Origin of the sequence: Paenibacillus glycanilyticus NBRC 16618, from assembly GCF_004000805.1 — a bacterium.
Taxonomy (GTDB): Bacteria; Bacillota; Bacilli; order Paenibacillales; family Paenibacillaceae; genus Pristimantibacillus; species Pristimantibacillus glycanilyticus.
In genome coordinates, this window is record NZ_BILY01000061.1 from 1 (window position 1) to 23299 (window position 23299).

17 protein-coding genes are annotated in these 23299 nt (G+C 52.5%); 8 read left to right on the top strand and 9 right to left on the bottom strand.

Translation table 11 applies throughout. The features are described from left to right. Positions 1-152: 152 nt before the first annotated feature. Genes PGL01S_RS29145 through PGL01S_RS29155 form a run of 3 tightly spaced genes read left to right on the top strand, consistent with a single transcriptional unit; the run spans position 153 to position 3045 of the window. A complete protein-coding gene (locus tag PGL01S_RS29145) occupies positions 153-1019 on the top strand; it encodes a class I SAM-dependent methyltransferase (RefSeq protein ID WP_127498996.1) in 867 nt (288 codons plus the stop codon). Further along, positions 1019-1747 (top strand): RluA family pseudouridine synthase, encoded by a 729-nt coding sequence (locus tag PGL01S_RS29150; RefSeq protein WP_127498998.1) that lies wholly within the window; start codon positions 1019-1021, stop codon positions 1745-1747. Before PGL01S_RS29145 ends, PGL01S_RS29150 begins: the two co-directional genes overlap by 1 nt. 17 nt (positions 1748-1764) lie before the next feature. Then, the gene (locus PGL01S_RS29155) at positions 1765-3045 is read left to right on the top strand and encodes a CapA family protein (RefSeq protein ID WP_127499000.1); all 1281 of its coding nucleotides are present in this window, start codon (positions 1765-1767) and stop codon (positions 3043-3045) included. 6 nt (positions 3046-3051) lie between these two features. Here the strand turns inward: PGL01S_RS29155 and PGL01S_RS29160 are convergent, their stop codons facing one another. Continuing rightward, on the bottom strand, positions 3052-3456 hold the full coding sequence (locus PGL01S_RS29160) for a MarR family transcriptional regulator (RefSeq protein ID WP_127499002.1): 405 nt from the start codon (positions 3454-3456) through the stop codon (positions 3052-3054). A 195-nt stretch (positions 3457-3651) separates the two neighbouring features. Between PGL01S_RS29160 and PGL01S_RS31015 the strand changes: the two genes are divergently transcribed. Continuing rightward, positions 3652-3819, top strand: a complete 168-nt coding sequence (locus PGL01S_RS31015; protein WP_164775626.1) for a hypothetical protein — start codon at positions 3652-3654, stop codon at positions 3817-3819. Here the strand turns inward: PGL01S_RS31015 and gyrA are convergent. The 5 genes from gyrA to PGL01S_RS29185 all read right to left on the bottom strand — a co-directional run bounded on the left by gyrA (position 3810) and on the right by PGL01S_RS29185 (position 13459). Beyond that, positions 3810-6263 carry a DNA gyrase subunit A gene (gene gyrA / locus PGL01S_RS29165; protein WP_127499004.1) on the bottom strand — a complete coding sequence of 818 codons (2454 nt, stop codon included), beginning with the start codon at positions 6261-6263 and terminating at the stop codon, positions 3810-3812. The two genes, PGL01S_RS31015 and gyrA, sit on opposite strands and share 10 nt — an antisense overlap. 11 nt (positions 6264-6274) lie before the next feature. After that, positions 6275-8245 (bottom strand): DNA topoisomerase IV subunit B, encoded by a 1971-nt coding sequence (parE, locus tag PGL01S_RS29170; RefSeq protein WP_127499006.1) that lies wholly within the window; start codon positions 8243-8245, stop codon positions 6275-6277. A gap of 285 nt (positions 8246-8530) precedes the next feature. Then, positions 8531-9709: a formate-dependent phosphoribosylglycinamide formyltransferase gene (gene purT / locus PGL01S_RS29175; RefSeq protein WP_127499008.1), complete on the bottom strand. Its 1179-nt coding sequence runs from the start codon at positions 9707-9709 to the stop codon at positions 8531-8533. A 115-nt stretch (positions 9710-9824) separates the two neighbouring features. Next, the gene (locus PGL01S_RS29180) at positions 9825-11678 is read right to left on the bottom strand and encodes an ABC transporter ATP-binding protein (protein WP_127499010.1); all 1854 of its coding nucleotides are present in this window, start codon (positions 11676-11678) and stop codon (positions 9825-9827) included. Then, positions 11675-13459: an ABC transporter ATP-binding protein gene (locus PGL01S_RS29185; protein WP_127499012.1), complete on the bottom strand. Its 1785-nt coding sequence runs from the start codon at positions 13457-13459 to the stop codon at positions 11675-11677. Before PGL01S_RS29185 ends, PGL01S_RS29180 begins: the two co-directional genes overlap by 4 nt. Positions 13460-13838: 379 nt before the next feature. On the opposite strand from PGL01S_RS29185, the gene PGL01S_RS29190 reads away from it, so the two are divergent. Continuing rightward, positions 13839-14666, top strand: a complete 828-nt coding sequence (locus PGL01S_RS29190; RefSeq protein WP_164775627.1) for a helix-turn-helix transcriptional regulator — start codon at positions 13839-13841, stop codon at positions 14664-14666. Between the two features lie 10 nt (positions 14667-14676). On the opposite strand, the gene PGL01S_RS29195 is transcribed toward PGL01S_RS29190, so the two are convergent. After that, a complete protein-coding gene (locus PGL01S_RS29195; RefSeq protein WP_127499016.1) occupies positions 14677-15669 on the bottom strand; it encodes a quinone oxidoreductase family protein in 993 nt (330 codons plus the stop codon). Positions 15670-15880: 211 nt separating this feature from the next. On the opposite strand from PGL01S_RS29195, the gene PGL01S_RS29200 reads away from it, so the two are divergent. Genes PGL01S_RS29200 through PGL01S_RS29210 form a run of 3 tightly spaced genes read left to right on the top strand, consistent with a single transcriptional unit; the run spans position 15881 to position 18341 of the window. Then, positions 15881-16507, top strand: a complete 627-nt coding sequence (locus PGL01S_RS29200) for a TetR/AcrR family transcriptional regulator (protein ID WP_127499018.1) — start codon at positions 15881-15883, stop codon at positions 16505-16507. Positions 16508-16527: 20 nt separating this feature from the next. Then, a complete protein-coding gene (locus tag PGL01S_RS29205) occupies positions 16528-17781 on the top strand; it encodes an MFS transporter (protein WP_127499020.1) in 1254 nt (417 codons plus the stop codon). A gap of 53 nt (positions 17782-17834) precedes the next feature. Then, positions 17835-18341 (top strand): hypothetical protein, encoded by a 507-nt coding sequence (locus PGL01S_RS29210; RefSeq protein WP_127499022.1) that lies wholly within the window; start codon positions 17835-17837, stop codon positions 18339-18341. A 109-nt stretch (positions 18342-18450) separates the two neighbouring features. Here PGL01S_RS29210 and PGL01S_RS29215 read toward each other — a convergent pair whose 3' ends face one another. Together PGL01S_RS29215 and PGL01S_RS29220 are read right to left on the bottom strand one after the other, a co-directional pair. Beyond that, positions 18451-21018 (bottom strand): rhamnogalacturonan lyase, encoded by a 2568-nt coding sequence (locus PGL01S_RS29215; protein ID WP_127499024.1) that lies wholly within the window; start codon positions 21016-21018, stop codon positions 18451-18453. A 353-nt stretch (positions 21019-21371) separates the two neighbouring features. Beyond that, positions 21372-23299: dynamin family protein (locus PGL01S_RS29220; protein ID WP_174806619.1), on the bottom strand; the 1928-nt coding region annotated here is incomplete at its 5' end.

Here is a 23299-nt window from a genome sequence, read left to right on the forward strand (position 1 = left end):
GTTAACCTAAAGAATTGTCACGCGCTTTTTGTGGCGATTCTTGCTTCGTAAGCATGAACCTAATTGCTTCATCTGGTGCGCTTCGTTATAATAGTCGAAGACTTTCATTATAATACAACGAAAATTATACACCAAGGAAGGATTACAATAACATGTACGTAGCAGATAAATGGGTTGATTACGAGGTCATTGATACTGGTGCGGGGGACAAGCTTGAACGCTGGGGCCAATATATTCTCCGCCGTCCGGATCCTCAGATCATTTGGCCAATCGCCGATGAATCCGGAGCCTGGAAAAAGGCAGACGGGCATTATCACCGCAGCTCCTCCGGAGGCGGACAATGGCAGTTCAAATCCAGCCTGCCCGAGCGCTGGACCATCGCTTACGGCGAGCTTAAGTTCCACATTAAGCCGACCAACTTCAAGCATACCGGCCTGTTCCCCGAACAAGCGGTGAACTGGAGCTGGATGATGGACAAAATCCGTTCCGCAGGCCGTCCAATCCGCGTGCTGAACCTGTTCGCCTACTCCGGCGGAGCTACGGTTGCTGCAGCGGCAGCCGGCGCGGAAGTCGTGCACGTGGACGCTTCCAAAGGCATGGTGCAATGGGCGAAAGAAAATGCGCAGCTATCCGGCCTTGAAAGCGCGCCAATCCGGTACATTACCGATGATGTCTTCAAATTCGTGCAGCGCGAGCAGCGCCGCGGCCGCCAATACGATGCGATCATCATGGATCCGCCTTCTTACGGACGCGGACCTAACGGCGAAACCTGGAAGCTGGAAGAGAACCTCTATCCGTTCCTGGAATTCTGCACGACTATCCTTTCGGATAACCCGTTGTTCCTGCTGATCAACTCCTATACGACCGGCCTGTCTCCGACCGTGCTTCACAATTTGCTGCATACGACAATGAAGGGCAAATTCGGCGGCATGATCAACTGCGGCGAAATCGGCTTGCCGATCACCCAATCGGGCCTGCATTTGCCTTGCGGCATTCTTGGACGCTGGGAGTCGGAATAATGGCTGCAGGGAACGAAGCAACTCCAATACCGGTATTGTATGAAGACAATCATATTATTGCCGTAGTCAAGCTCCCCGGAATCCCGTCCCAAGAGGACGAGACCGGGGACCCTGACATGCTGACGCTAATTAAACAGGATCTGAAAATCCGCCATAACAAGCCGGGGAATGTCTTCCTCGGCCTCGTTCATAGACTGGACCGGCCCGTTGGCGGAGCGATGCTGTTCGCAAAAACCTCCAAGGCGGCGTCCCGCTTGTCCGAAGCCGTCAGAAGCCGCACTTTCGGCAAAACGTATGTCTGCGTTGTTCACGGCAAACCGGCTAAGCAGCAGGACCGTCTTCGCCATTACATACGCAAAGACGCCAAACGCAATCAAGTAACCGTATTCAAAGAACCCGCAGCCGAAGCGAAGGAAGCCATTCTGGAATACAAGGTATGCGCACAGGCTGGAGGTTACTCCCTGATCGCCGTAAAGCTGCATACCGGCAGACCGCATCAAATCCGGGCTCAAATGGCTTATATCGGCTGTCCGCTTGTCGCAGACCGCAAATACGGCGCTCCGGCCACGGCGTCCGTAACCGATATCGCCCTTTGGTCTACTTCGGTGGAAGCGCCTCATCCGGTTACGAAAGAGCTTCAATGCTTCCGGTCCGTTCCATACGGTTCTCCCGCATGGTCCTGGTGGACAAGCGATCAGCTCGAGGAAGCATCCAGCATCTACCTTTAAGGAGGGATTCGCCCTTCATGCGCAGAATGCGAAGCAAGAAGCGCTTGACCATTCATTTCTTTCTCCTGCTGCTTTCGGCAGCGGGTATCTTGATTATCGTTACCGCAACTCTCAAGCAGGACTCCGTCAAACCAACTGTCGTCTCAAACAGTCCTGAGCCTTCCGCAGAGCCTTCAGCCACTCCGGACCCTACGGTTGCACCAACCGCGACGCCGGAGCCGACGCCAACGCCGGTGCCAACCCCGGAATACGAGGAAGCCGTATGGATGGCCGTAGGCGACATCATGATGCATAAGCCGGAGCTTCCCGGCGCGTATGACAGCAAAACGAAGAAATACAACTTCAATTATTTCTTCGACGAAGTCAAACCGATTCTTGAACAAGGCGACTGGGTAATGGCGAATCTGGAGACACCGGTTGCCGGCCCCGCATACGGCTATACGGGTTATCCAAGCTTTAATGCCCCGGTGGAGCTGCTGGACGCGCTGCAGTATGCTGGATTCAACATCCTGACCAATGCCAATAATCATTCGCTCGACAAAGGCGACAAAGCACTGATGCTCACCTTGCAGCATCTCAAGCAATATCCTTTTGTCATCAAAGGTACGGCGGAATCCCAGGAAGAAGCGGATACGCCCGTCATTGTCGAGCATAACGGCATCAAGATGGGGCTGCTCGCTTACACCTACGGAACTAACGGAATCCCGCTTCCGAAGGGCAAGCCGTACGCCGTCTCCTTAATCGATGAGCAGAAAATGATAAACGATATTCATCGCTTGAAAAAGCTTGGCGCGGATTTTGTAACGATAGCTTTGCACTTCGGCATCGAATATCAGACAACGCCTAACGATGAGCAGAAGCAGCTGGCCCGCAAGCTGGTTGCCGAAGGAGCGGATATCATTGCCGGCTCCCATCCCCATGTTATACAGCCGTACGAGGTACTTGATACGACCGACGCGAGCGGGCAGGAAAGACACGGACTTATTATTTATTCTATGGGCAATTTCATCTCCGCACAGCGCGGCGACACTAAGGATTATGGCGTAATCTATAAAGTAACCGTACGAAAAAATAAATCCGACGGCTCAATCGAGCTATCGGATATTGAAGCAACTCCTACATGGGTACACCGTTACTTGTCGGGCAGCTATTATAAATACCGCATCCTGCCGGTCGAGCAGACGATTACAGCGGCCAGCGACAGCTTGCTTACGGAGAATGACTACAGCTCCATGAAGCAAACGCTTAAGGTTCTTCGCAATCGTCTGCGCGCTATGTTAAACACGGATTCACAGTAAAGCTAATCAAGCATTTGCAACCTTGCCCAGCAGATACACGAGAAGCTGCTGGTTATGGGAAGAAATACGGTCCAGCGAATCTCCAATAAGCTTGGAGCGGACTTCCGCTCCGCGCTGGGCCTCGCTTCTTCCTTTTTCCGATACGGAAACCCATACGATCCTGCGGTCTTGATTATCTCTTGTACGTACAATTAACTCGTTGCGCTCCATTCTGTCGAGCAAAGTTGTAATGGCAGCAGGAGTTGTCGCAAGATACTGCAGCAGTTCAGAAGGCTTCATTGGCTCATGCCGCAGCAAAATATCAAGTACATTCAATTGACCTTCCGTCAGAGGCGCAAGTCCATCTTCCAAACTATCCTTCCAATCTCTTGTCATCTTCATCCACAGCCGAGTAAATTCTTCTGAAACCATATGAGCACCCGCTTCCTGTCCAATTTTCTCATTTATACCAATTATAACATTCGCTAATGTCGAATAAAAGGTTAACCCGATTAATAATTTGAGTCATTAATCGCGATAAAGTCGAACATTCTGACAACAGTAGACATACAATGGGCATAGGCATCTGACCAATTCGTCGAATCGATGCATGAAGGAGTGATCCCTATGGATGACCAAAAAGCAGAAATCATTCGCAAGATAAAAGCCTACGGCATCATAAAAGACCCACAATGGCTTGACCGCCCGGATGAGCTGGTGCCAATGTGGGTCATGTTTGATGCAATCATTCGGTTGATTGAACGGTTTGATCCGCCTAACCGACCTTATGATTGAGGAGATATTTCAGGTCTGATAAAGATCGTCGCAATAACATCGTTTTTCTCGAGCGGAAGCAGGATGCGTCCAATGGACTTCCGGTCTTCAATCGGCGCTTTTTCCGAAGACGCCGCAAGCTGGCCGCCTTGCGATGTAAGCGCTATAATGCCTAACTCTTCCTTGCAGTACAAAGCTGCGACGAGTGCGGAGCCGTTCGGCTTCACGCGCTTGCCTTCCTTGAATTCGAAGGTTTGAACGCCTTTGCCGCCTCTTCCTTGCAGCGGATAGTCAAGCAGCAGCGTGCGTTTCGCATAACCCAAATCCGTCACGACGAGCACTTCGCCTTCGTCATCCGCAACCCATTCCGCCGCAATCAGCTCATCGTCTTCTCTAAGCTGCATGCCGCGTACGCCTGCGGCGACGCGCCCCATTGCATTTACTTCCTGCTCGCTGAATCGAATGCTCATGCCAAGCTTGCTGACGAGAAGCAGCTGCTTCGTTCCGTCGCTTAGCATAACTCGGATAACCTCGTCTCCGTCCGCAACCTTGGCGGCTGCAATGGCGGTTGAACGGGTGGTCATGTATTCTTTAAGCTCCGTCCGTTTCACCTGGGCGCGTTTCGTAACGAATACAAGCGATGCTCCAGGCAGATTGAAATCTTTCACCGGAATAATGGCTATGATGGAATCGTCTTTCGGAATCGGTACGATATTGACGACCGCCGTACCCGTATCCTTCCATTTGAACTCCGGAATTTGATGCACGGGAAGCATGTAGTACTGGCCTTTGCGGGTGAACAGCAGCAGGTTATCAATCGTATTTACTTCGTAAACGCTGCTGATGGCGTCACCTTCCTTCACCCCTGCCGTCTGCAGATCGCCGCCCGACCGGGTGAACGACAGCATGCTTGTCCGCTTCATGTAGCCTTCTTCGCTAAGCGTAACGATTACGTCTTCGGATTGAACCATAACCTCCAGGTTCACCTTCAGCTCTTCCACTTCGCCGCGGATCGACGAGCGGCGGTCGATGCCGTATTTCTCGCGGATCTCCGTAAGCTCTTCCTTGATTACGCCAAGCAGCTTCTTCTCGCTCTCGAGGATCGAACGCAGGTAAGCGATCTTCTTCTGCGTTTCTTTCAATTCCTTCTCCAGCGACGTAATCTCCAGGTTCGTCAAACGATACAATTGGAGTGTCAGAATGGCATCCGCCTGCCGCTCGCTGAACCCGTATTTCGCTACGAGGTTGTTTTGCGCGTCAGCGCGGTTCTTGGAAGCTTTGATGGTCGCAATTACTTCGTCGAGGATATTCAGCGCCTTTACGAGGCCTTCCACGACATGCGCACGCTCTTCGGCTTTCTCAAGCTCGTATTTGGTGCGGTGAGTCACGACTTCCTTCTGATGCTCGATATAAGCGCTTAGAATCTGCTTGATGCCAAGCTGCTGCGGCGCTTTGTTCACAATCGCGACCATGTTGAAGTTGTAAGTGACTTGAAGATCGGTTTTCTTCAGCAAATAAGCCAAAATGCCGTTCGCATCCGCTTCCTTCTTCAGCTCAACAACGATTCGAAGACCGTTGCGCCCGCTCTCGTCGCGAACCTCGGAGATCCCCTCTACCTTCTTCTCGAGACGGATATTTTCCATCGCGCTGACAAGGCGCGATTTCACGACCTGGTACGGAATTTCCGTAATCGTAATCTGCTGGCGGCCGCCGCGTACATCCTCGATCTCGACTTTCGAGCGGATATAGATTCGGCCTTTGCCCGTCGTATAGGCTTCGCGGATTCCTTCCTCGCCCATAATAATGCCGCCGGTCGGGAAGTCCGGGCCCTTCACGATGCCCATCAGCTCTTCAACGGTAATCTCCGGACGAGCCATGACGGCAATGCAAGCATCGATGGTTTCTCGAAGGCTATGCGGCGGAATTTCCGTCGCAAAACCGGCCGAAATCCCGCTTGTGCCATTCACCAGCAGGTTTGGATAACGGGACGGCAATACAACCGGCTCTTTCGTCGTATTATCGAAGTTATCCTTGAATTGGACGGTCCGTTTATCGATATCGCGCAAAATTTCCATGGCGATTGGCGACAAACGCGCTTCGGTATAACGCATTGCCGCTGCCGGGTCGTCGTCCATCGAGCCCCAGTTGCCGTGTCCGTCAATCAGAACATGGCCCATCTTCCAAGGCTGCGCCATCCGCACCATGCCTTCATAGATCGAAGAGTCGCCGTGAGGGTGGTAATTACCCATAACATCCCCGACGGTTTTCGCCGATTTGCGGTATGGCTTGTCCGGGGTATTGTTCGAATCGTACATCGCATACAAAATGCGGCGCTGAACGGGCTTAAGCCCGTCCCTTACGTCAGGAATAGCGCGGTCCTGAATAATATATTTCGAATAACGGCCGAATCGGTCTCCAACGACCTCTTCCAAATACGCCGGTAAAAACTGTTCCAGCATGCCCATGCCGTTACCTCCTATTCTACGTATTCTGTGAAGTCCACGTTCTCGATAATCCAACGCTTGCGCGGGTCGACTTTATCGCCCATCAGCGCTGACACGCGGCGTTCTGCTTTGGCCGCGTCCTCGATCTGCACCTGCAGCAGCGTCCGCGTCTCCGGATCCATCGTGGTCTCCCACAGCTGGTCAGGGTTCATCTCGCCAAGTCCTTTATAGCGCTGAAGCTCAAAGTTCTTGCCGAATTCCTTCAAATAGTTTTGCAGCTGCTCGTCCGTCCAGGCGTACCGAACGGTCTCCAGCTTGCCTGATTTGCGAGTAATTTTGTACAACGGCGGCTGAGCGATATAGACGCGCCCGGTGTCGATCAGCGGCTTCATGTACCGGTAGAAGAACGTCAGCAGCAGCACCTGAATATGCGCGCCGTCCGTATCCGCGTCGGTCATAATAATAATTTTGTTGTAATTGCATTCATCGGCGTCGAATTCCGGACCAACGCCCGCTCCAATCGCGCTTATAATCGCTTTGTATTCCTCGTTCTTCAGAATATCCAGCAACTTCGCTTTTTCCGGGTTCATCGGCTTGCCCTTCAGCGGCAGTATGGCCTGATGCTTCGAATCCCGGCCCTGCTTCGCCGAACCGCCCGCCGAATCCCCTTCGACGATAAACAGCTCGTTGCGCGAGAAATCTTTCGACTGAGCCGGCGTCAGCTTGCCATTCAGATTGGAGCTTTCGCTCTTCTTCTTGCCGCTGCGGATTTCTTCGCGCGCTTTGCGTGCCGCTTCTCTTGCCTTGGAGGCTTGTACCGCCTTCTTCAGCAGCATTTGCGCGACCTGCGGATTCTCTTCCAGGAACACCTGCATCTTGTCGGAGACTACGGCATCTACCGCGCTGCGAGCCGACGCGCTGCCCAGCTGGTCCTTCGTCTGGCCGACGAATTCGACCTCGGACATCTTGATGTTAATGACCGACATCATGCCTTCGCGCAGGTCATTGCCTTCGAGATTCTTTTCCTTTTCCTTCAGGAGACCAGCCTTGCGGGCATATTCGTTCATAACCCGCGTATAAGCGGTTTTGAAACCGGTCTCATGCGTACCGCCGCCGCGTGTCGGGATCGAGTTCACGAAGGATGCGATCGTCTCGGTATATCCGTCGTTGTACTGAAGCGCTACTTCCACTTCAATCTCGTCCTTCTCTCCTGTGAAATGAACGACATCGTGCAGGACGGTCTTGTCGTCGTTCAAATATTGCACGAACTGGCGGGCGCCGCCTTCGTAGTGGAAAATATCCTCTTTGCCGCTGCGGTCGTCCTTGATCGTAACCTTAAGGCCCGAGTTCAGGAATGCAATCTCCTGCAGGCGCTCGGCCAGGGTATCGTAGTTCAGCGAGGTGCCGCCCTGGAAGACGCGCGCGTCCGGTTTGAACGTTACCTTGCTACCCGTCCGGTTCGTGTTCCCCGTAATCTCAAGCCCTGTTACCGGCTCGCCGACATGCTCCTTGCCTTTATCGTCTACCCAGTATTCGAAGCGCATCTTATGTATTTTCCCGTCACGGAAAATTTCCACTTCAAGCCACTCGGACAATGCGTTTGTTACCGAAGCGCCTACGCCGTGCAGACCGCCGGATTTCTTGTATCCTCCGCCGCCGAACTTGCCGCCCGCGTGCAGGATGGTGAATACGACCTGCGGCGTCGGAATTCCTGTCTTATGCATCCCTGTCGGAATGCCGCGCCCGTTATCCTGCACGGTAACCGCGCCATTCTTGTGCAGCGTGACGTCGATCGCCGTACAAAATTTCGCTAAATGCTCGTCCACGGCGTTATCGACGATTTCCCAGACCAGATGATGAAGGCCGGAGCTGCTCGTGCTGCCAATGTACATGCCCGGCCGCTTTCTGACAGCGGTCAAGCCTTCGAGCACTTGTATGTCATCGGCCTCGTAATTCCGTTCCGGGGCCGCTGTTTTTGCGAAAAGATCTACTTGCTCTGCCATGGGTATGCCTCCTAAATTTTGCGAAGCTTCACGTTTCCATATCTTCAAGCTATTTTAATTCAACTTATCCCGATTAGTAAAGATACGAGTATAACGACGGTTATGAAGTTTGTGCCCTTATCAATATCGGTCAAATGCGCTCGATGGATTAACAGAATAACATAAATTCGCGTCCCACGCTAAATTATTCATGCTCGTTATCGCCAAGTTCCATTCATGACTCGCCAAAAAAGGAGCGGCTCCTCCTTGTTATCGCACAAGGGAAGCCGCCGCTAAGAAGTCTGATTAGTCGTACTGAATATGGAGTGATTCCGCCGCTTGGCGGGCCAGATCGCGCGCCTCGTCAACGCTGCCGGCCGAGCTCAAGGCTACGGCCATCCGGCGGCCGACTTTCGTCTCCGGCTTGCCGAAGACGCGTACCTGCGTATTCGGCAGAGCGAGCGCTTGTTCAACGCCGCCGATGCGGAAGGAAGCCGATTCGCGGTCCGCCTTCAGCGTATGGGTTGCCCCAGGCGTCAGCAGTCGGATCGTAGGGATCGGGAAACCGAGAATAGCGCGTACATGCAGGGCGAACTCCGACAAATCCTGCGTCGCCATTGTAACCATGCCCGTATCGTGAGGACGAGGAGATACTTCGCTGAACAGAACGCCGTCCCGTGTAATAAACAGCTCTACCCCGTACAGCCCGTAACCGCCAAGCTCGTCCGTAATACGCAATGCAATATCTTCCGCTTGCTTGATTTGCTCCGGAGTCATATTATGAGGCTGCCAGGACTCGATATAGTCCCCATCCTTCTGAACATGGCCGATTGGCGCGCAGAAGCTTGTTCCGGATACCGAACGGATCGTAAGAAGCGTAATTTCGGATTCGAACGTAACAAAGCCTTCCACGATAATCCGCGCTTTTTTCGCGCGGCCGCCTTCCATCGCATAATTCCAGCAGCTTTCGATGTCCGCTTCCGTCTTGCAGACGCTTTGCCCTTTGCCGGAAGAGCTCATGATCGGCTTGATTACGCAAGGCAGACCTATCTCTTTGACTGCGGCCTTAAGCTCGTCAAGCGAATCCGCGAACCGATAAGGAGCCGTTGGGAGACCAAGCGTCTCGGCCGCCAGACGGCGGATGCCCTCGCGGTCCATCGTCAGGCGAGCCGCGCGTGCGGTAGGGATGACGTTAAAGCCTTCCTGCTCAAGCTCCAGCAGCGTTTCGGTAGCAATCGCTTCAATCTCCGGAACGATAAAGTCCGGCTTCTCGTCTTCGATAATCCGTCTGATTGCGGCACCGTCAAGCATATCCGTAACATGGCAACGATGGGCAACCTGCATGGCCGGCGCGTTCGCATAGCGGTCAACCGCGATTGTCTCTACGCCAAGGCGCTGTGCCTCAAGCGCAACCTCCTTGCCAAGCTCGCCCGAGCCGAGCAGAAGAAGCTTGCGTGCATTCGTTGTCAATGGTGATCCATACATAATAAAAAAGAACCTCCCGGAAGAACCCAGCGTCGAGCGAACGGAATATCCTTGTATTCCTCGAAGTCTGGTTTATTTTCTTCCATTGTGGAGGTTCTTTAACTAAAAATCAATACTAGGCCGACAAGAATCGATATTGGGCCTCGATAAGTCCGTTATAAACGCCGTTTTTCTTGATTAAAGCTTCATGATTGCCCTGCTCTACGATCCTGCCGTGATCCAGAACGATAATTTCGTCCGCATTGCGGATCGTTGACAGACGGTGAGCGATCATGAAGGACGTGCGTCCCTTCAGCAGCGTCTTAAGCGCCTCCTGAATCTTCAGCTCCGTCTCGGTATCGATGCTTGCCGTCGCTTCATCCAGGATCAGCACGCGAGGATCCGCCAGCAAAGCGCGGGCGAAAGAAAGCAGCTGGCGCTGCCCCATCGACAGAACGTTCCCCCGCTCCTCGACTTCCGTATCGTATCCGTCAGGCAAAGACATGATGAAATCATGCGCGTTAACGGCTTTGGCAGCCTCTACAATCTCGTTGTCCGTTGCGTTCAAGCAGCCGTAACGGATATTGTCGCGGATGGTGCCGGAGAAGATAAAGGTATCCTGCATAACCAAGCCTACTTGGGAACGAAGACTGTCAAGCGTAATGTTGCGAATGTCTTGACCGTCAATCCGGACAACGCCGGAAACCGGGTCGTAGAAGCGGCAGAGCAAGTTAATAATCGTGCTTTTGCCGGAGCCGGTATGGCCAACAAGCGCAATGGACTGGCCGGCTTTTACGTTTATGCTGATGCCATGCAGCGCAGGGCGCCCTTTCTCGTATTCGAATACGATATTATCGAATTGCACGTCGCCTCGAATACTGGCAAGCGGCTTCGCGTATTCCAGTTCGCCTACCGTCGGCTCTTCGTCGATAAACTCGAAAATCCGCTCCGATGAAGCCATCGCGACTAGCAGCTGGTTATATACTTGGCCCAGGCGGTTGATCGGATCCCAGAAGTTGCCGACATAGTTGGCAAAGCCGACGAGCAGACCAACGGTAATCTCCTCATGCTCAATGAGATAAGAGCCGTACCAGAATAAAATAAACGTACCGATTGCCGAAGTAACCTCGATAACCGGGCCAAACGTCTGGTTAAGCGCCGAAGCCTTATTCCATGCTTTTACGTTGACCGCATTCATGTTATCGAAGAAACGCATGTTTTCTTTTTCCTGTACGTAGGCCTGCGTAATTTTCATCCCTTGAATGCTTTCGTTCAAGTGGGAGTTGATCCGCGACTGCTTCTTGCGCACATCCTGCCAGGCGAAGCGGATTCGCTTGCGGAGCGCGGAAGAGACAAGGAACATAATCGGAACCGTAATCATCACGGCAAGACCAAGCTTGAAGTTCCAGATCAGAAGGATGATCACGATTCCGGCAAGCTGCACGCAGTCCATAAGCGAGTTGACGACGCCGTTCGTGAACAAATCCTGCAGGGCGTTAACATCATTGGTTACCCGCACAAGCACGGAGCCCGCGGGACGCTTGTCGTAGAAACGGAACGACAGCTTCTGAATATGCTGGAATAGGTGATGGCGGAGGTCGTAGATAACCTTCTGGCCGATAATGTTCGTATACTTGATCCGATACTGGTTGGAAGCCCATTGGATAATGAATAGAGCCACCATAATGCCTGCAACCAAATAAAGCTTACCGTAGCTCGTTTCTCCGCTCTCCGGCTGAATAGCCTGATCAATCGCCACAATGGTTAAGGCCGGAATGGTCAGCCTGGTGATCGTGCCGATAATCATGGCGACAATTACCGGAATCAATTGGCGCGTATACGGCTTCATATAAATGAACAAGCGCCGCATCTGCGACCAGTTAAACGGTTTTTCGATCGCATCGTCATCCTGGTAAATAAAACGTTCTTTCTTGCCGTTTTCGCTTGCATTCTTGATTCTATCCTTCAGTTCCTTATTCGAACTGCTCATTGAACAACGCTCCTTTTCCGCTCCGGTACCGAAGAATCGAGGTTCGCAAGCGGCCGATCGGCATATTGAATGTTATAGGTGTCGCGATAAGGTCCATGCTCGGCAATCAGCTCGTTATGCGTACCGCGCTGCACGATATGACCGTTATCCAATACGATAATTTCGTCTGCATGGCGGAGCGACGAAATCCGGTGCGCAATAATAAACGTAGTCCGGCCGGACATCAGCTCTTTAAAGCCTGCCTGGATCTCGTGTTCCGTCTCCATGTCGACCGCGCTGGTCGCATCGTCCAGAATAAGAATCCGGGGATTTCGGATCAAGGCGCGGGCAATCGCAATACGCTGCTTCTGTCCGCCGGATAAGCCCATCCCTCTCTCGCCTACGATCGTTTCATAGCCGAGCGGCAGCTCCATAATGAAATCATGCGCTTTCGCAAGCTTGGCTGCGCGGAAAATTTGTTCGTCCGTTACATTTTTTTCCCCGTAGGCAATGTTGGTGCGAATCGAAGCCGAGAACAGGAAGGTCTCCTGAAATACCGGTGCAATTTGGCTGCGCAGGCTTTGCACATCCAGATTCTGAATATCGATGCCGTCAAGAGTAACCCGGCCCGTTTTTACGTTATAAGCCCTCATCATGAGTTGAATAATGGTGGATTTGCCCGAGCCCGTCGCCCCAAGCAGACCAACCACTTTGCCCGCAGGCGCGTCGATGTTAATGTTCGTGACCGCAGGCGTTTTGTCCGGATAATTAAACGTCACGTTCTCAAAGCGGACATGGCCTCTAACCACTTCTTTATCCACTTCAACGGCGTTTTCGATGCTTTGGACATGGATATGCGTGTTAAGCAGCTCCATGATCCGCTCGCCGGATGCTTTGGACTGGGTATAGTTATTGATATGGAATCCAATTCCCCACATCGGACCTATGATGTACCAGATTAAGCTGAAGAAGGCAACAAGTTCGCCAAGCGTTAAGGAGCCGCGGATAACCATCGTACCGCCTGCCACCAGCAGGATGACGACGCTCAAGTTGGCGAGAAGCTCCATCGAAGGGAAAAACTTCGCCCAAATCGAAGAGGCGCCAATCTGATTCGCCTTGTATTGCTCGTTCCGCTTCGAAAACTTATCTACCTCATGCGGCTCGCGGGCAAAGGACTTGACCGTCCGCACGCCCGTAATATTTTCCTGAACCGCCGTTGTCAGATTGCTCATCGCTTTGCGCATTTCGCGGAAGGCGGGATGAATCCGTTTCTCAAAGCGGATTGCCGTAAAAGCAAGGAACGGGATCGTGACCAGCGTAATCAGCGTCAGCTTCCAGTCGATCGACATCATCATCGCTCCGCCGAACAGGATCATCAGCGCTACGTTCAGAATCTGGGCAAAGCCAAAGCCGATAAATTGGCGGATTGCTTCAAGATCGGCCGTTAGCCTGGACATCAAATCGCCGGTTTTCGCTTTATCGTAATATTGGAATGAAAGCGTTTGAAGTTTGTCGTAACAGGCGTTGCGCATGCGGAAAACTACCCGGTTGCCGAGCCTGCCGCCGAAAAATCCGTGCAGGAACTGCATGAAGCCCTTCAAGGTAACGACCCCTACGACGGAAAGAGCTAGCATCGGCACTTTGTCAAAGTCTTTTGGCTTGATAACATCGTCAATCAAGTAACGCAGCAAATTCGGATACACCAGGCCAAGCGCAGTCGCAAACATCAAACAAATAATGGATGACAGCAGATACCTTCGCTCAACCCAATAAAACCGCTTCAATTGCCTAAAGACGTCCAAGTAAATCCATCTCCCCGTTCTTTATTTGTATAATTATGCAATGAATATTAGCAGTAACGGCGAGACCCGCGCAAACAGTAGATAATCACGTATAATTAGCTGAAACAGCCGATTATGGCGAATCGGGAAAGATTAACGGGGTATCCTCCTAAATAATCCATAATCATCCCAGATGTGTGGCAATTCCTCCATTTTTGCACAGAAACACACAGGGATATGTAAATAGGCCAAAGAAAAGATTTTTTAAAAAATAAAAATGCGCCCTTTCGCGAGGAAAGGACGCTTCTTTGCATGGGGTACGGCAGGCCGGCGACTTGCTCTTGTTCCATCTTCATCCCCGAGTATAATGGGGTATAAAGAAACGAGGAGGATATGCCGAATGGATAAGCAAAAAGCCGTCCTGCTCGGAGAATTTCTGAAATCGCGCAGGGAGAAAATGAATCCTGCCGAAGCCGGTCTCCCTTCGGGTTACGGCAAACGAAGAACGCCCGGGCTCCGCCGCGAAGAGGTCGCCCAGCTTGCCCACGTCAGCACCACGTGGTATACCTGGCTCGAGCAAGGGCGGGCTGCCGCCCCTTCCAGACAAGTGCTGGACAGCGTCGCCCAGGCATTGAAGCTAAGCAAGAACGAGCATTTGCATATGCTTCACCTGGCAAATCTGGAGCTGCCAAATCCTTCTCCGGCCGTAAATCAGCTGTCCCCGGATATCAACAAGCTTATCGATCAGCTTCCTTACCCTGCTTTCGTTGCGACGGACCGCACGGAGGTTTTGAGCTGGAATGATGCCGCCTGCCGGATCATTTTCGATTTCCCCTCGGTTCCCGCGGAAGACCGCTGCATGGCCTGGCTGACGTTCATGAACGAGAATTTACGCCGTTCCTTACCGGATTGGGAAGAATATGCCCAATATACGGCCGGAGTGCTTCGCGGACGCTACGAGAAAAATTTAAACGACTTGGCCTTCCGCAATCTGATTGACCGACTAATAGGTGCAAGCCCGGAATTTCTCGCTTTATGGTCGACGCATGACATTATGGATAAGACCATCAAAACCATTCGTCTTCATCATCCCGAAGCCGGACTGCTTACCTTCAATATCAATACCTTCTCCCAGATTAACGGAAACGGCAGCGCGCATTGCTGCGTCTACATTCCCGTGGAAGGAACCGGTACGCAAGAGAACATGCAGCATCTGCTTAACAGCTAACGGTATGCTGTCAGGAGCCTACTTTTAAAACGATTTTGCCCGTGGATTTTCTTTTCTCGATTCGTCTATGGGCCTCTTCGGCGCTGTGCAGCGGCAGAAGGCCGGTTACATCCACTTTCACCTCCCCGCTCGCTACCAGAGCCAAGGCCTTTCTGGCCGATTCAGCCACCAGCTGCGGTGCGGTCATGCTCAATAGCTGCAAATTAAAGCCGGATACAGTTTTGCTTGTAAACCATAATTCATTGAGTGATTGCTTCACGTCTTCCGAGTCGCCGGCATTCCCCATTGCAATTAATCTTCCGAGAGGCTTAAGCAGCCGCAGCGACGCTTCCCTCATCAACCCGCCAACCGGATCAACCGCAACGTCTACTCCCCGTCCGCCCGTCCTTTCCGTTACTTGCTCCTCGAAATCCTCCCGCAGATAGACTTCGTCATAACCTAGGCTTTTCGCATAGTCCACCTTATCCGTACTTCCGACCGTTCCGATAACAAGTCCGGCGCCAAGCGTCTTCGCTACCTGGCCGATTGCGCTGCCCACGCCTCCCGCAGCCGCGTGGACCAGCACCGTCTCTCCACGCTGCATGCGGGACACCTGCGATATGATCATGTACGCAGTCGTTACATTCGATGGGAAAGCAGCCGCGCTCTCCATGCTGACTTGGCCTCCCGCTTCATCAAGCGGGAAAACAAGATCCGCATGCACTTTAACCACCTCCGCGTATCCGCCTCCGCTAACTATCGTTAAGGCTGCAACTGGCTGACCAGTGCGCAGACCCGTCACCTTCTCCCCTATCTCTCGAATCGTGCCGGAAACCTCTATGCCAGGTACGAAAGGAAGAGGCAAATTCGGGACGCCTCCTTTCCGGAACAACACCTCGGCGTAATTAACCCCGGCATAAGCAACATCTATCGTAACTTCAAAAGGTCCAGGTGCAGGGACCTCCAGACGGGTTAGGGTCAATACTTCGGCATCGCCAAACTGTGGAATCATCATTGCACGCATATCAAGCGCCTCCTTGTTCTTGTAAATTGTTCTATCCCATTATGAGAAAAACAAAGGAAGGCAGCCAGTTGGCGGTTATACAGGTACCCGGAGTAACAGGCAATAGAGAGAAAAAAAGGAAATCATGGATCATCACGATTGAAAAATGAACCGCGTGTCATTATAATTAAAATGACACGCGGTTCATTTTAACGAAAGGTTGGTAAGCAGGATGTCGCCTAAAATTTCAAACGATCAAAAGGAACAACGCAGGCTTCAAATTCTCGAAGCCGCAAAACAAGTGTTTGCGGTAAAAGGCTATGGTGCGGCAACGTTAAAGGATATTGTCATTGAGACGGGCATGAGTCGAGGGTGGATCTACTTATATTTTCAAACGAAAGAAGAGATTTTCGAAGCATTGATGGACCATCAAGACGAGGAATACGACAAGCAGCTAGAGGATGCTCTAGCCATGAACCCCCGCATCTGGCCAATCATCAACAATCAGATTAATCAGTTGAAAGAAGAGCTGTGCTTACCCGGTAACGAAAGCTTGCTTCCCGCCTTCTATGAATATTTCCTTACCGGCTGGAGGGACGAGGAGATAAGAGCATTATTGCTTCAACGTTACGAGAATGGAATCAACCGTTTATCGGGCCTACTCCAGAAAGGCATTGACAAGGGTGAATTTAATCCGGCAAAGCCGGTAACGGACATCTCCAGAATGATCTCTTCCTATCAGGAAGGCATCATTACCCTTACCGTTGCCGTTGGCGCTGAAATGGCGCGCACAACCGTTCAGCTTGAGGAGATGAGCCAATACTTTTATCGTTTATTAAAACCGTCCCTTGACGGATAGAACCAATAGGAGGATGAGCCGTGATCACTTTGTTTCGCAATCCCGCGTTTAACAAGCTATTTATGGCTTCGATCGCTTCGCAGCTTGGAACGGTCATCGGCAATATGGCATTCGCTTATTATCTCGTTGACAGATTCGCTTCCCGACCTTCGCTCGCCTCAACCGCGGAGCTTATGTATTCGATCCCGACTCTCGCCGTATTCTGGATTGTCGGAGTTGCCGCCGACCGCTTCGACCGGAAGTTCATTGCGGCTTACAGTGACTGGATCCGTACTATGCTTACATTCGTCCTGCTTGTTTGCGTTCATACCGATTGGCTCTTTCTTTGTTTCCTGGTACTGTTCCTTCGCAGCGCGGTAGCCCGATTTTTCGGTCCTGCCGAGATGGGACTCGTGCAAGGATGCCTCGCGCAGGAACAATATGTTCAAGCAGCGGGATTAAACCAGATCGTCAGCGCTTTGTTCATGTTGTTTGGTTTAAGCCTTGGCGCGGCGGCCTATCACTGGCTCGGGATTGAAGGTGCCATTCTAATCGATGCGATCAGCTTTATTATCTCCGGCTTGCTTATAGCTTGGGGACGATACCCGGAAGCTGCCCGAATTCCGAACGGGAAAAGCCGGGTTCGCGACATTAGCGCTTCACTCATATGGAAAGATTTCTCGCAAGGAATTCAATATATTTATCGCAACAAACTGTTGTTGAACCTGATACATGGCTTCTTCTTTTTCGGGATCGTGAATGGCGTGTTTGCCGTTCTTCCGATTTTCGTCATGAAATACAAATTAAGTCCGGAAAATTATTTACTCCATTCCTCCCTCATTATGATTTTTCTCGGCATCGGATTCTTAATCGGGAGTATGCTTGCACCTGTCCTCATAAATAAATTTTCAAAGACCCCTGTCATGATTGCCGGTTTCTTCCTCGCCAGCCTTCTTACGTTTACAATCGGCTCTATAACGTCAATCTACGCGTATCTTGGCCTCATTCTCCTGACCGGGGTTATTCTTGCACCCGCTAATATCGTCATCGGCGGATGGATGCCCGAGCTTGTTGCGCCGCAATTCATGGGGAAAGTCAATGCTTTGACCGATCCCGTTATGATGCTGGGCCATTCCTTGGCTCTTGGCTTTGTAGCCTTGGCTTTTCCCTCCTGGATCTCCATCACCTGGCTGCATTACATCCTCGCCATCTGCATGCTTGGCGTAAGCATTTATTACTTTGTCGTGCTTCCCCCGCTTGTCAAAAATCAAGCGAAGACTCCGCAAACGGCATAAACAAGCGCAACCATTTCTCCTCTTTTTGCGTTATCTTTGCAAGGGAGGAGAACATGATTCGTATTCTTATCATCTTAAGCGTTGCCTTTGCGTTTCTCGCGGGATGCAGCAAGGAAACGAAAAAGCTTCAAATACCCGAGGATATGCCGGAGGATTTCCGATTCTCGGTCAGCTTCGGATACGGGGAAGACCATAAAAACGAAATCAACACGTACAACGGCACCGTCACCAAGGATCTCGTCACGAAGGGGACAGCCACGACAGCTTTGTCTTTTAGCAACGATGAGCTTCAATCGATTTACGGGAAAATGAAAGATATCGCCATCCTGGACGAGAAACGATTCCCGCGGAAGGGTAACTGTTCACAGACGCCAAGCAGTACCGACAGCTGGAAAATTACCGTTAACGGCGAGACGAAGACCTTGTCTTGGACAAACGAGTACTGCGACATGACGAAGGATGCGAAGGATTTGCTCGAGCTGAGGAGTTATATCCAGCAGATTGTAGAGGGAAAAGACGCTTATAAAGCCTTGCCCGCTGCCGAAGGCGGATATGATTAAACGGGGCGTCCCATAAGTCATCAATATGACAAATGGGATAGCCCCTTTTATTTGGCGGTCAGCCTAGGCGAAATTCTTTCGCCGTGACCTCGCAAATTTTCTATTCCGATTATTTAGTCCATTGCGATATCAACAGCTGGGCTTGAGAGGTCAGATTTTTGACGGCCGCATCCGAAACTTGATCCTTACCGGAACGCTTCTCTAACTGAGACAGGAATTTGACTACAAAATCAGCGGCTTTGTCCTTGGAGCCCTTCTCGTATTGACGCTGTGCTTGCTCTAGGGTATTAGTCAGCTGGCTGACTATTGCCCCTTTTACGCTGCCGTCCGCGATATAGCCGTTAAGGTTATTTTGCAGGCTGCTTAAGAGACCCGGAAGCGATGCGTTCGGAACCGGTACGTTGTTAAAGTTCGTATCCGAAGCAAAATAGAAGCTGGTATACGAAGGCTGGTTGTACGCCGTATTTTGACGGGCAACCTCGGCTCTGTACTGCGGATCATGCATCAAGGTATACAGCTTCCGGTCGGTCAGCTCGGTACTCATATAAATTCGAATGGCACTGCTGTCCGTTGTACGTACAAGCAGCTCCTCTCGCCAATCGCCGAAAATATCCGCCACAAGCGAAGGATTGCCCTTCGTATAATTGTTGGTCAAGGTACCGGTTGCCGTGAGCAGTTTTCCACGCTTCCAGTCCTCAATGGTTGGCGTAACGTCGATAGCGCCATTCACGATTTGCGTCGTCATATCCCCCGCCCACTTGATGCTCATATTCGTTCCCGGCGCCGTATTCCCCAGCTTCTGACCGTCAGCGCTCCAGAGACCAACTGCCCACGTTTCCAGACCAGGTCTTGCTGGATCCACATCCCCAATCATGCCGCGTCCCGTATCCTTGCCGGTATATCCGCCGTACAACACTTCCCCGGTCTTTGCATCGCGCAGCGAATAACCGTAAGGAGCATAAGCTCCGCCCTCATGAACCATAAAGATTTCAAGACCCGGTCGGTTCGGATCGATGTCCGTCACATGCAAAGCATCGCCGTGACCAAGTCTTGCTACCGCGCCTGGCGTTGCGCTTTGAGGAGGCATCACATCCATCGAGCTGTAGAGTAGGCTGCCGTCATGGTCAATCGTTGCGGAGCCGTAAACAATCTCCTGCTTGCCGTCGCCGTCTACGTCCGCCGCGCTTAACGAGTGCGCGCCTTGGGTAGTTAGCGTGCCATACTCCGGATCCGTACCGTCCCGGCCATGCGGTCCGTCGTTAAACGGATTCGTCATCGGCGTCCAGCCGCTGTCCACGTACCAATTCTCCTTCAGATGATGGCCATCCCAACCATAAGAGACAAGAGTTGATCTTGTGTAATACCCTCTCGCAAAAACGGCATACGGATTTTGACCGTCCAGATAAGCAACTCCGGCAAGGAAACGGTCAACCCGGTTAGCCGGCTCGATCCGGCTCATCGCATAATCGCCCCACAACAGTCCGTCATCCTCCCGAGGCGTCTTGAACGCAATGGTCTCCAGCTCTTTGCCGGTCGCTCCCTCGAATACGGTTAAGTACTCCGGCCCGTCCACAATAAAGCCCTCGAATTCGCGCAGCTTGTTGTTTACGCTCCGGCTTGGCGCGTAGACATCCATGAAATAATCCGTCAGGCTGCGCGCATCCTCAAGCGACAGCGGATAGCTGTATTTCGGCGTTATGCCGAAAGCTTCCTCCAGCGTTTTGGGCCAGCTGCCGTTCTTCACCTCTTCCCGGTCGCTCCAGCCCATAAACATGTTCACCACATGATCGTAATAGCCCTGCGCACTGAGACGGTAATCATCTTCATTGCTGTAGCCGGCCTCCAGATCCGCTTTTGGCATGGTAATATATTTTTCGGATTCGACCTTGCCGTCTGCTCCGTATTTCAACACTTTAGTACCCGGGGCGGTCTTGAACATCATCTCCGACTTGCCGTCCCCGTCAAAATCGTAAACCAGGAATTGCGTGTAATGCGCTCCGGAACGAATGTTAACGCCAAGGTCAACCCGGTACAGCAGCTTGCCTTCGAACGTATAGCAATCGATATAGGTTTTGCCCGTATAGCCCCGCTGCGAGACATCCTTGGAATTGGAAGGCTCCCATTTGACGAAAAACTCATACCGCCCGTCGCCGTCTACGTCTCCTACGCTCATATCATTAGCGGAATACGTGTAAGCCTCGCCTTTTGGGGTGACCCCGTCCGAAGGCTTGTTCAGCTTCAGGTCGTAATAAGCCTGCTCCCATGGCTGAACGGCCGCGCTTTGATCGGTTTCTTTCCCGCCGGTTACCGCCGCCACGTGATACTTGGAAGACGATGTTCCCGACCGATCCAGATAATTGGTGCTGTCCGTAACGGTAGCGATCTTAACCCCGTCACGGTAGACATTAAATGCCGGTCCCGTTAAACCTTTTTCCGTGCTGCCCGTTACCTCGTAGGCTAAAAGCCTCCAGCTGATAAACACGCCTTCAGACGTTGTAGCTGCCGCAAGTCCCCGGTCCAAATATTCTAATTGCACGCGTTCTTTACCCCCTTGTTGGCCGACGGTACCTTGCGCCGCAGGAGCTGCCCATGCAGAACCCGTCATCGTAAGCGATAAGGCTAGAACGCCAGCCATCATTGCACGAATGGTTTTCCCGCTAGTTGCACGTTTTGCCATTTATTAATTCCTCCCGAAAAAAAAGATTTGGATGCGCTTACAAAAGCAGTTGCCAAGGTTACCCTCCTTTCTTCCTATACCAGATAAATTCTGGAAATCACCCCTTCATTATAGTTGCAGGCCATGCATTTCCCATTTAAAAATCAGTGTATTTGTTCCAAAAAACCGACTTTGTGAGCAGTAACCTTTAACTAACCTAGCAATGATCATACTCGCACCCTGCATTCGAAGGATTGCTTTCCGAAGATATAGTCCGTAAGATTCACGGCGCTGCACCTCCCTAGACGCAAAAAAAGCCCGCAACGGCTCATAAAGCCGTTGCGGGCATAAAACGCGATAAATGCATGAAAAGGTTAGGCATCCGCCGAGGATTGAAGCTCCGCAATCTGCTGATGCAGTCTGCCAAGCTGCTCGGTATCCGCTTCGTCGGACAAGGAGGTCTGCATGCCTTGCACATAACGGGATAAATCATCGGCAAGGGCAGCGCCCGTCTCCTCCGCACATTGTCTCCACAAGCCGGTATAAAGGCCTGACCAGCTGTCGATATGCTCGTTCATCCACGCCTGCAAGGCAGGAGAAGCGGCCTCTTCCAGCTCTTTACGAAGCTGGCCTTTGCCATCTCCCTCGAAAAATTGGCGGGGAGATTTGAACCGGCTCCACAGCCATTTGGCATCCACGCCGGACATTTTCCATTCCGCAACGGCATCCGGGGTAGGAAGATCCTTAGCCGCGTAAGCCGCGCTGCTGTAACCGGCAATCAGCGATTCCAGCTGCTCGGTCAAATTCGCGTACAGCTTCTTGAGCAGGCTGTTCACCTTGCGGTCCATACGCAGCGTTGTCGCCTGAAGCTCCTGGGACAGCTCGGTCTGCACTTGACGCTGAAGCTCCAGCCATGCGGTCCAGATCATTTTGCGCAGATCGCGGCCGTCATCCTGCAGCGTTGAAGGGTTAAACGCATAGTTGTAAAACTCTCCGAAGCGAAGCTGAATCCGCTGCACCACATAATAGAGCAGCTCGTTCAGCTCCTGAAGCATTTGCGCCGGAGGATCGTTTTCCTGGAACGTCCGGATCGAGGCATTCGCCTCAAGCTGCAGCTGGCCTAAGCGTTCGCTTTCCGCTTGGCGGGACGCGGCATCGCCCGCGGCGCTCTTCAGCCAGCCGGCCACCGTGGAAGCGGCTCTTGCAATCTCCTGCTCTGCCGCGTCAATAGCCAGCTTGCCGAGATCGTTCTGCACGAAGCCAAGGAACGACTGTTCAAAGGCGCCGATCCCCGATTGGGAGAGCAGCTCCATATTGCCGTCCATCTTGGCATCCAAGCCTTGCAGGCTGGATACCGGGAACAAACGCGGGTTACGGATGCCATGCTGAAGCAGGTTGCTCTCGACGTGGCTTAGCACGCCCTCAAGCTCTTCGTCATCGGCTGCCAGGTCGGCTGCGTTGACCAGGAAGAACATTTTATCAAGCTCGAACTGATCCTTCACCCGTCCAAGCTGCATCAGGAACTGACGGTCCGCTTGCGAGAAGGCGTGGTTATAGTAAGTGACGAACAAAACGGCGTCCGCGTTCTTGATGTAATTAAAGGCTACGCCCGTATGCCGGGCATTCACGGAGTCTGCCCCCGGCGTATCCACAAGCACGATCCCTTGGCGCGTCAACGGGCAATCGTAATGAAGCTCGATTTCGCTGACGAAGCAAGAACGGGACTCCTCGGCTACAAACTTCTCGTATTCGTCCTGCGAGACCGAGATTTGGGTGCCAAGCAGCGCTTCATGCGCTTCCCAGCCTTTGCGGGCTGCGCGAAGGAAGCTGTAATGCGGACGTCCGCCGGCATGGATGACATCCGGCGTCAGCATATCAATAGCTAGCATAATAGCCGATGCGTTCGGCAAGGCGGATTCGGAAGCGTCCTCGCCAAGCAGCGCCAGCGAGTAGCGCAGGTCTTCGATAATGGCGTCATGGGATTTCATGACGACAAGGGCCGTGCCATGCTCGTGCTCGGCCGTCGGCGGCACGAGGCGGTTGATCGCTGCGGTTGTCGGGTTCGGCGACACCGGCAGCACCGGCTCGCCAAGCAGCGCGTTCGCGAGCGAGGATTTGCCCGCGCTGAAGGCTCCGAACAGCGCGATGGTGAACCGGCTATCCCGCAGCCGGTTGGCTTTATCGCGCATAGCGTCCGCGCTGGCTGTCAGCGGCGCGTAAGGCGCGAGCAGCGAAGCCGCGCGCTCGAGGCGCGCCGCGGCGCTATGCTGCTGCGCGAGCGCTGCGCCGCCGGCCAGCGCGG

Excerpts from the sequence above, each read along its gene's own strand:
- PGL01S_RS29145 (WP_127498996.1), top strand. The coding sequence starts at position 153 with ATGTACGTAGCAGATAAATGGGTTGATTACGAGGTCATTGATACTGGT.
- PGL01S_RS29150 (WP_127498998.1), top strand. The coding sequence starts at position 1,019 with ATGGCTGCAGGGAACGAAGCAACTCCAATACCGGTATTGTATGAAGAC.
- PGL01S_RS29155 (WP_127499000.1), top strand. The coding sequence starts at position 1,765 with ATGCGCAGAATGCGAAGCAAGAAGCGCTTGACCATTCATTTCTTTCTC.
- PGL01S_RS29160 (WP_127499002.1), bottom strand. The coding sequence starts at position 3,456 with ATGGTTTCAGAAGAATTTACTCGGCTGTGGATGAAGATGACAAGAGAT.
- PGL01S_RS31015 (WP_164775626.1), top strand. The coding sequence starts at position 3,652 with ATGGATGACCAAAAAGCAGAAATCATTCGCAAGATAAAAGCCTACGGC.
- gyrA (WP_127499004.1), bottom strand. The coding sequence starts at position 6,263 with ATGGGCATGCTGGAACAGTTTTTACCGGCGTATTTGGAAGAGGTCGTT.
- parE (WP_127499006.1), bottom strand. The coding sequence starts at position 8,245 with ATGGCAGAGCAAGTAGATCTTTTCGCAAAAACAGCGGCCCCGGAACGG.
- purT (WP_127499008.1), bottom strand. The coding sequence starts at position 9,709 with ATGTATGGATCACCATTGACAACGAATGCACGCAAGCTTCTTCTGCTC.
- PGL01S_RS29180 (WP_127499010.1), bottom strand. The coding sequence starts at position 11,678 with ATGAGCAGTTCGAATAAGGAACTGAAGGATAGAATCAAGAATGCAAGC.
- PGL01S_RS29190 (WP_164775627.1), top strand. The coding sequence starts at position 13,839 with ATGGATAAGCAAAAAGCCGTCCTGCTCGGAGAATTTCTGAAATCGCGC.
- PGL01S_RS29195 (WP_127499016.1), bottom strand. The coding sequence starts at position 15,669 with ATGCGTGCAATGATGATTCCACAGTTTGGCGATGCCGAAGTATTGACC.
- PGL01S_RS29200 (WP_127499018.1), top strand. The coding sequence starts at position 15,881 with ATGTCGCCTAAAATTTCAAACGATCAAAAGGAACAACGCAGGCTTCAA.
- PGL01S_RS29210 (WP_127499022.1), top strand. The coding sequence starts at position 17,835 with ATGATTCGTATTCTTATCATCTTAAGCGTTGCCTTTGCGTTTCTCGCG.
- PGL01S_RS29215 (WP_127499024.1), bottom strand. The coding sequence starts at position 21,018 with ATGGCAAAACGTGCAACTAGCGGGAAAACCATTCGTGCAATGATGGCT.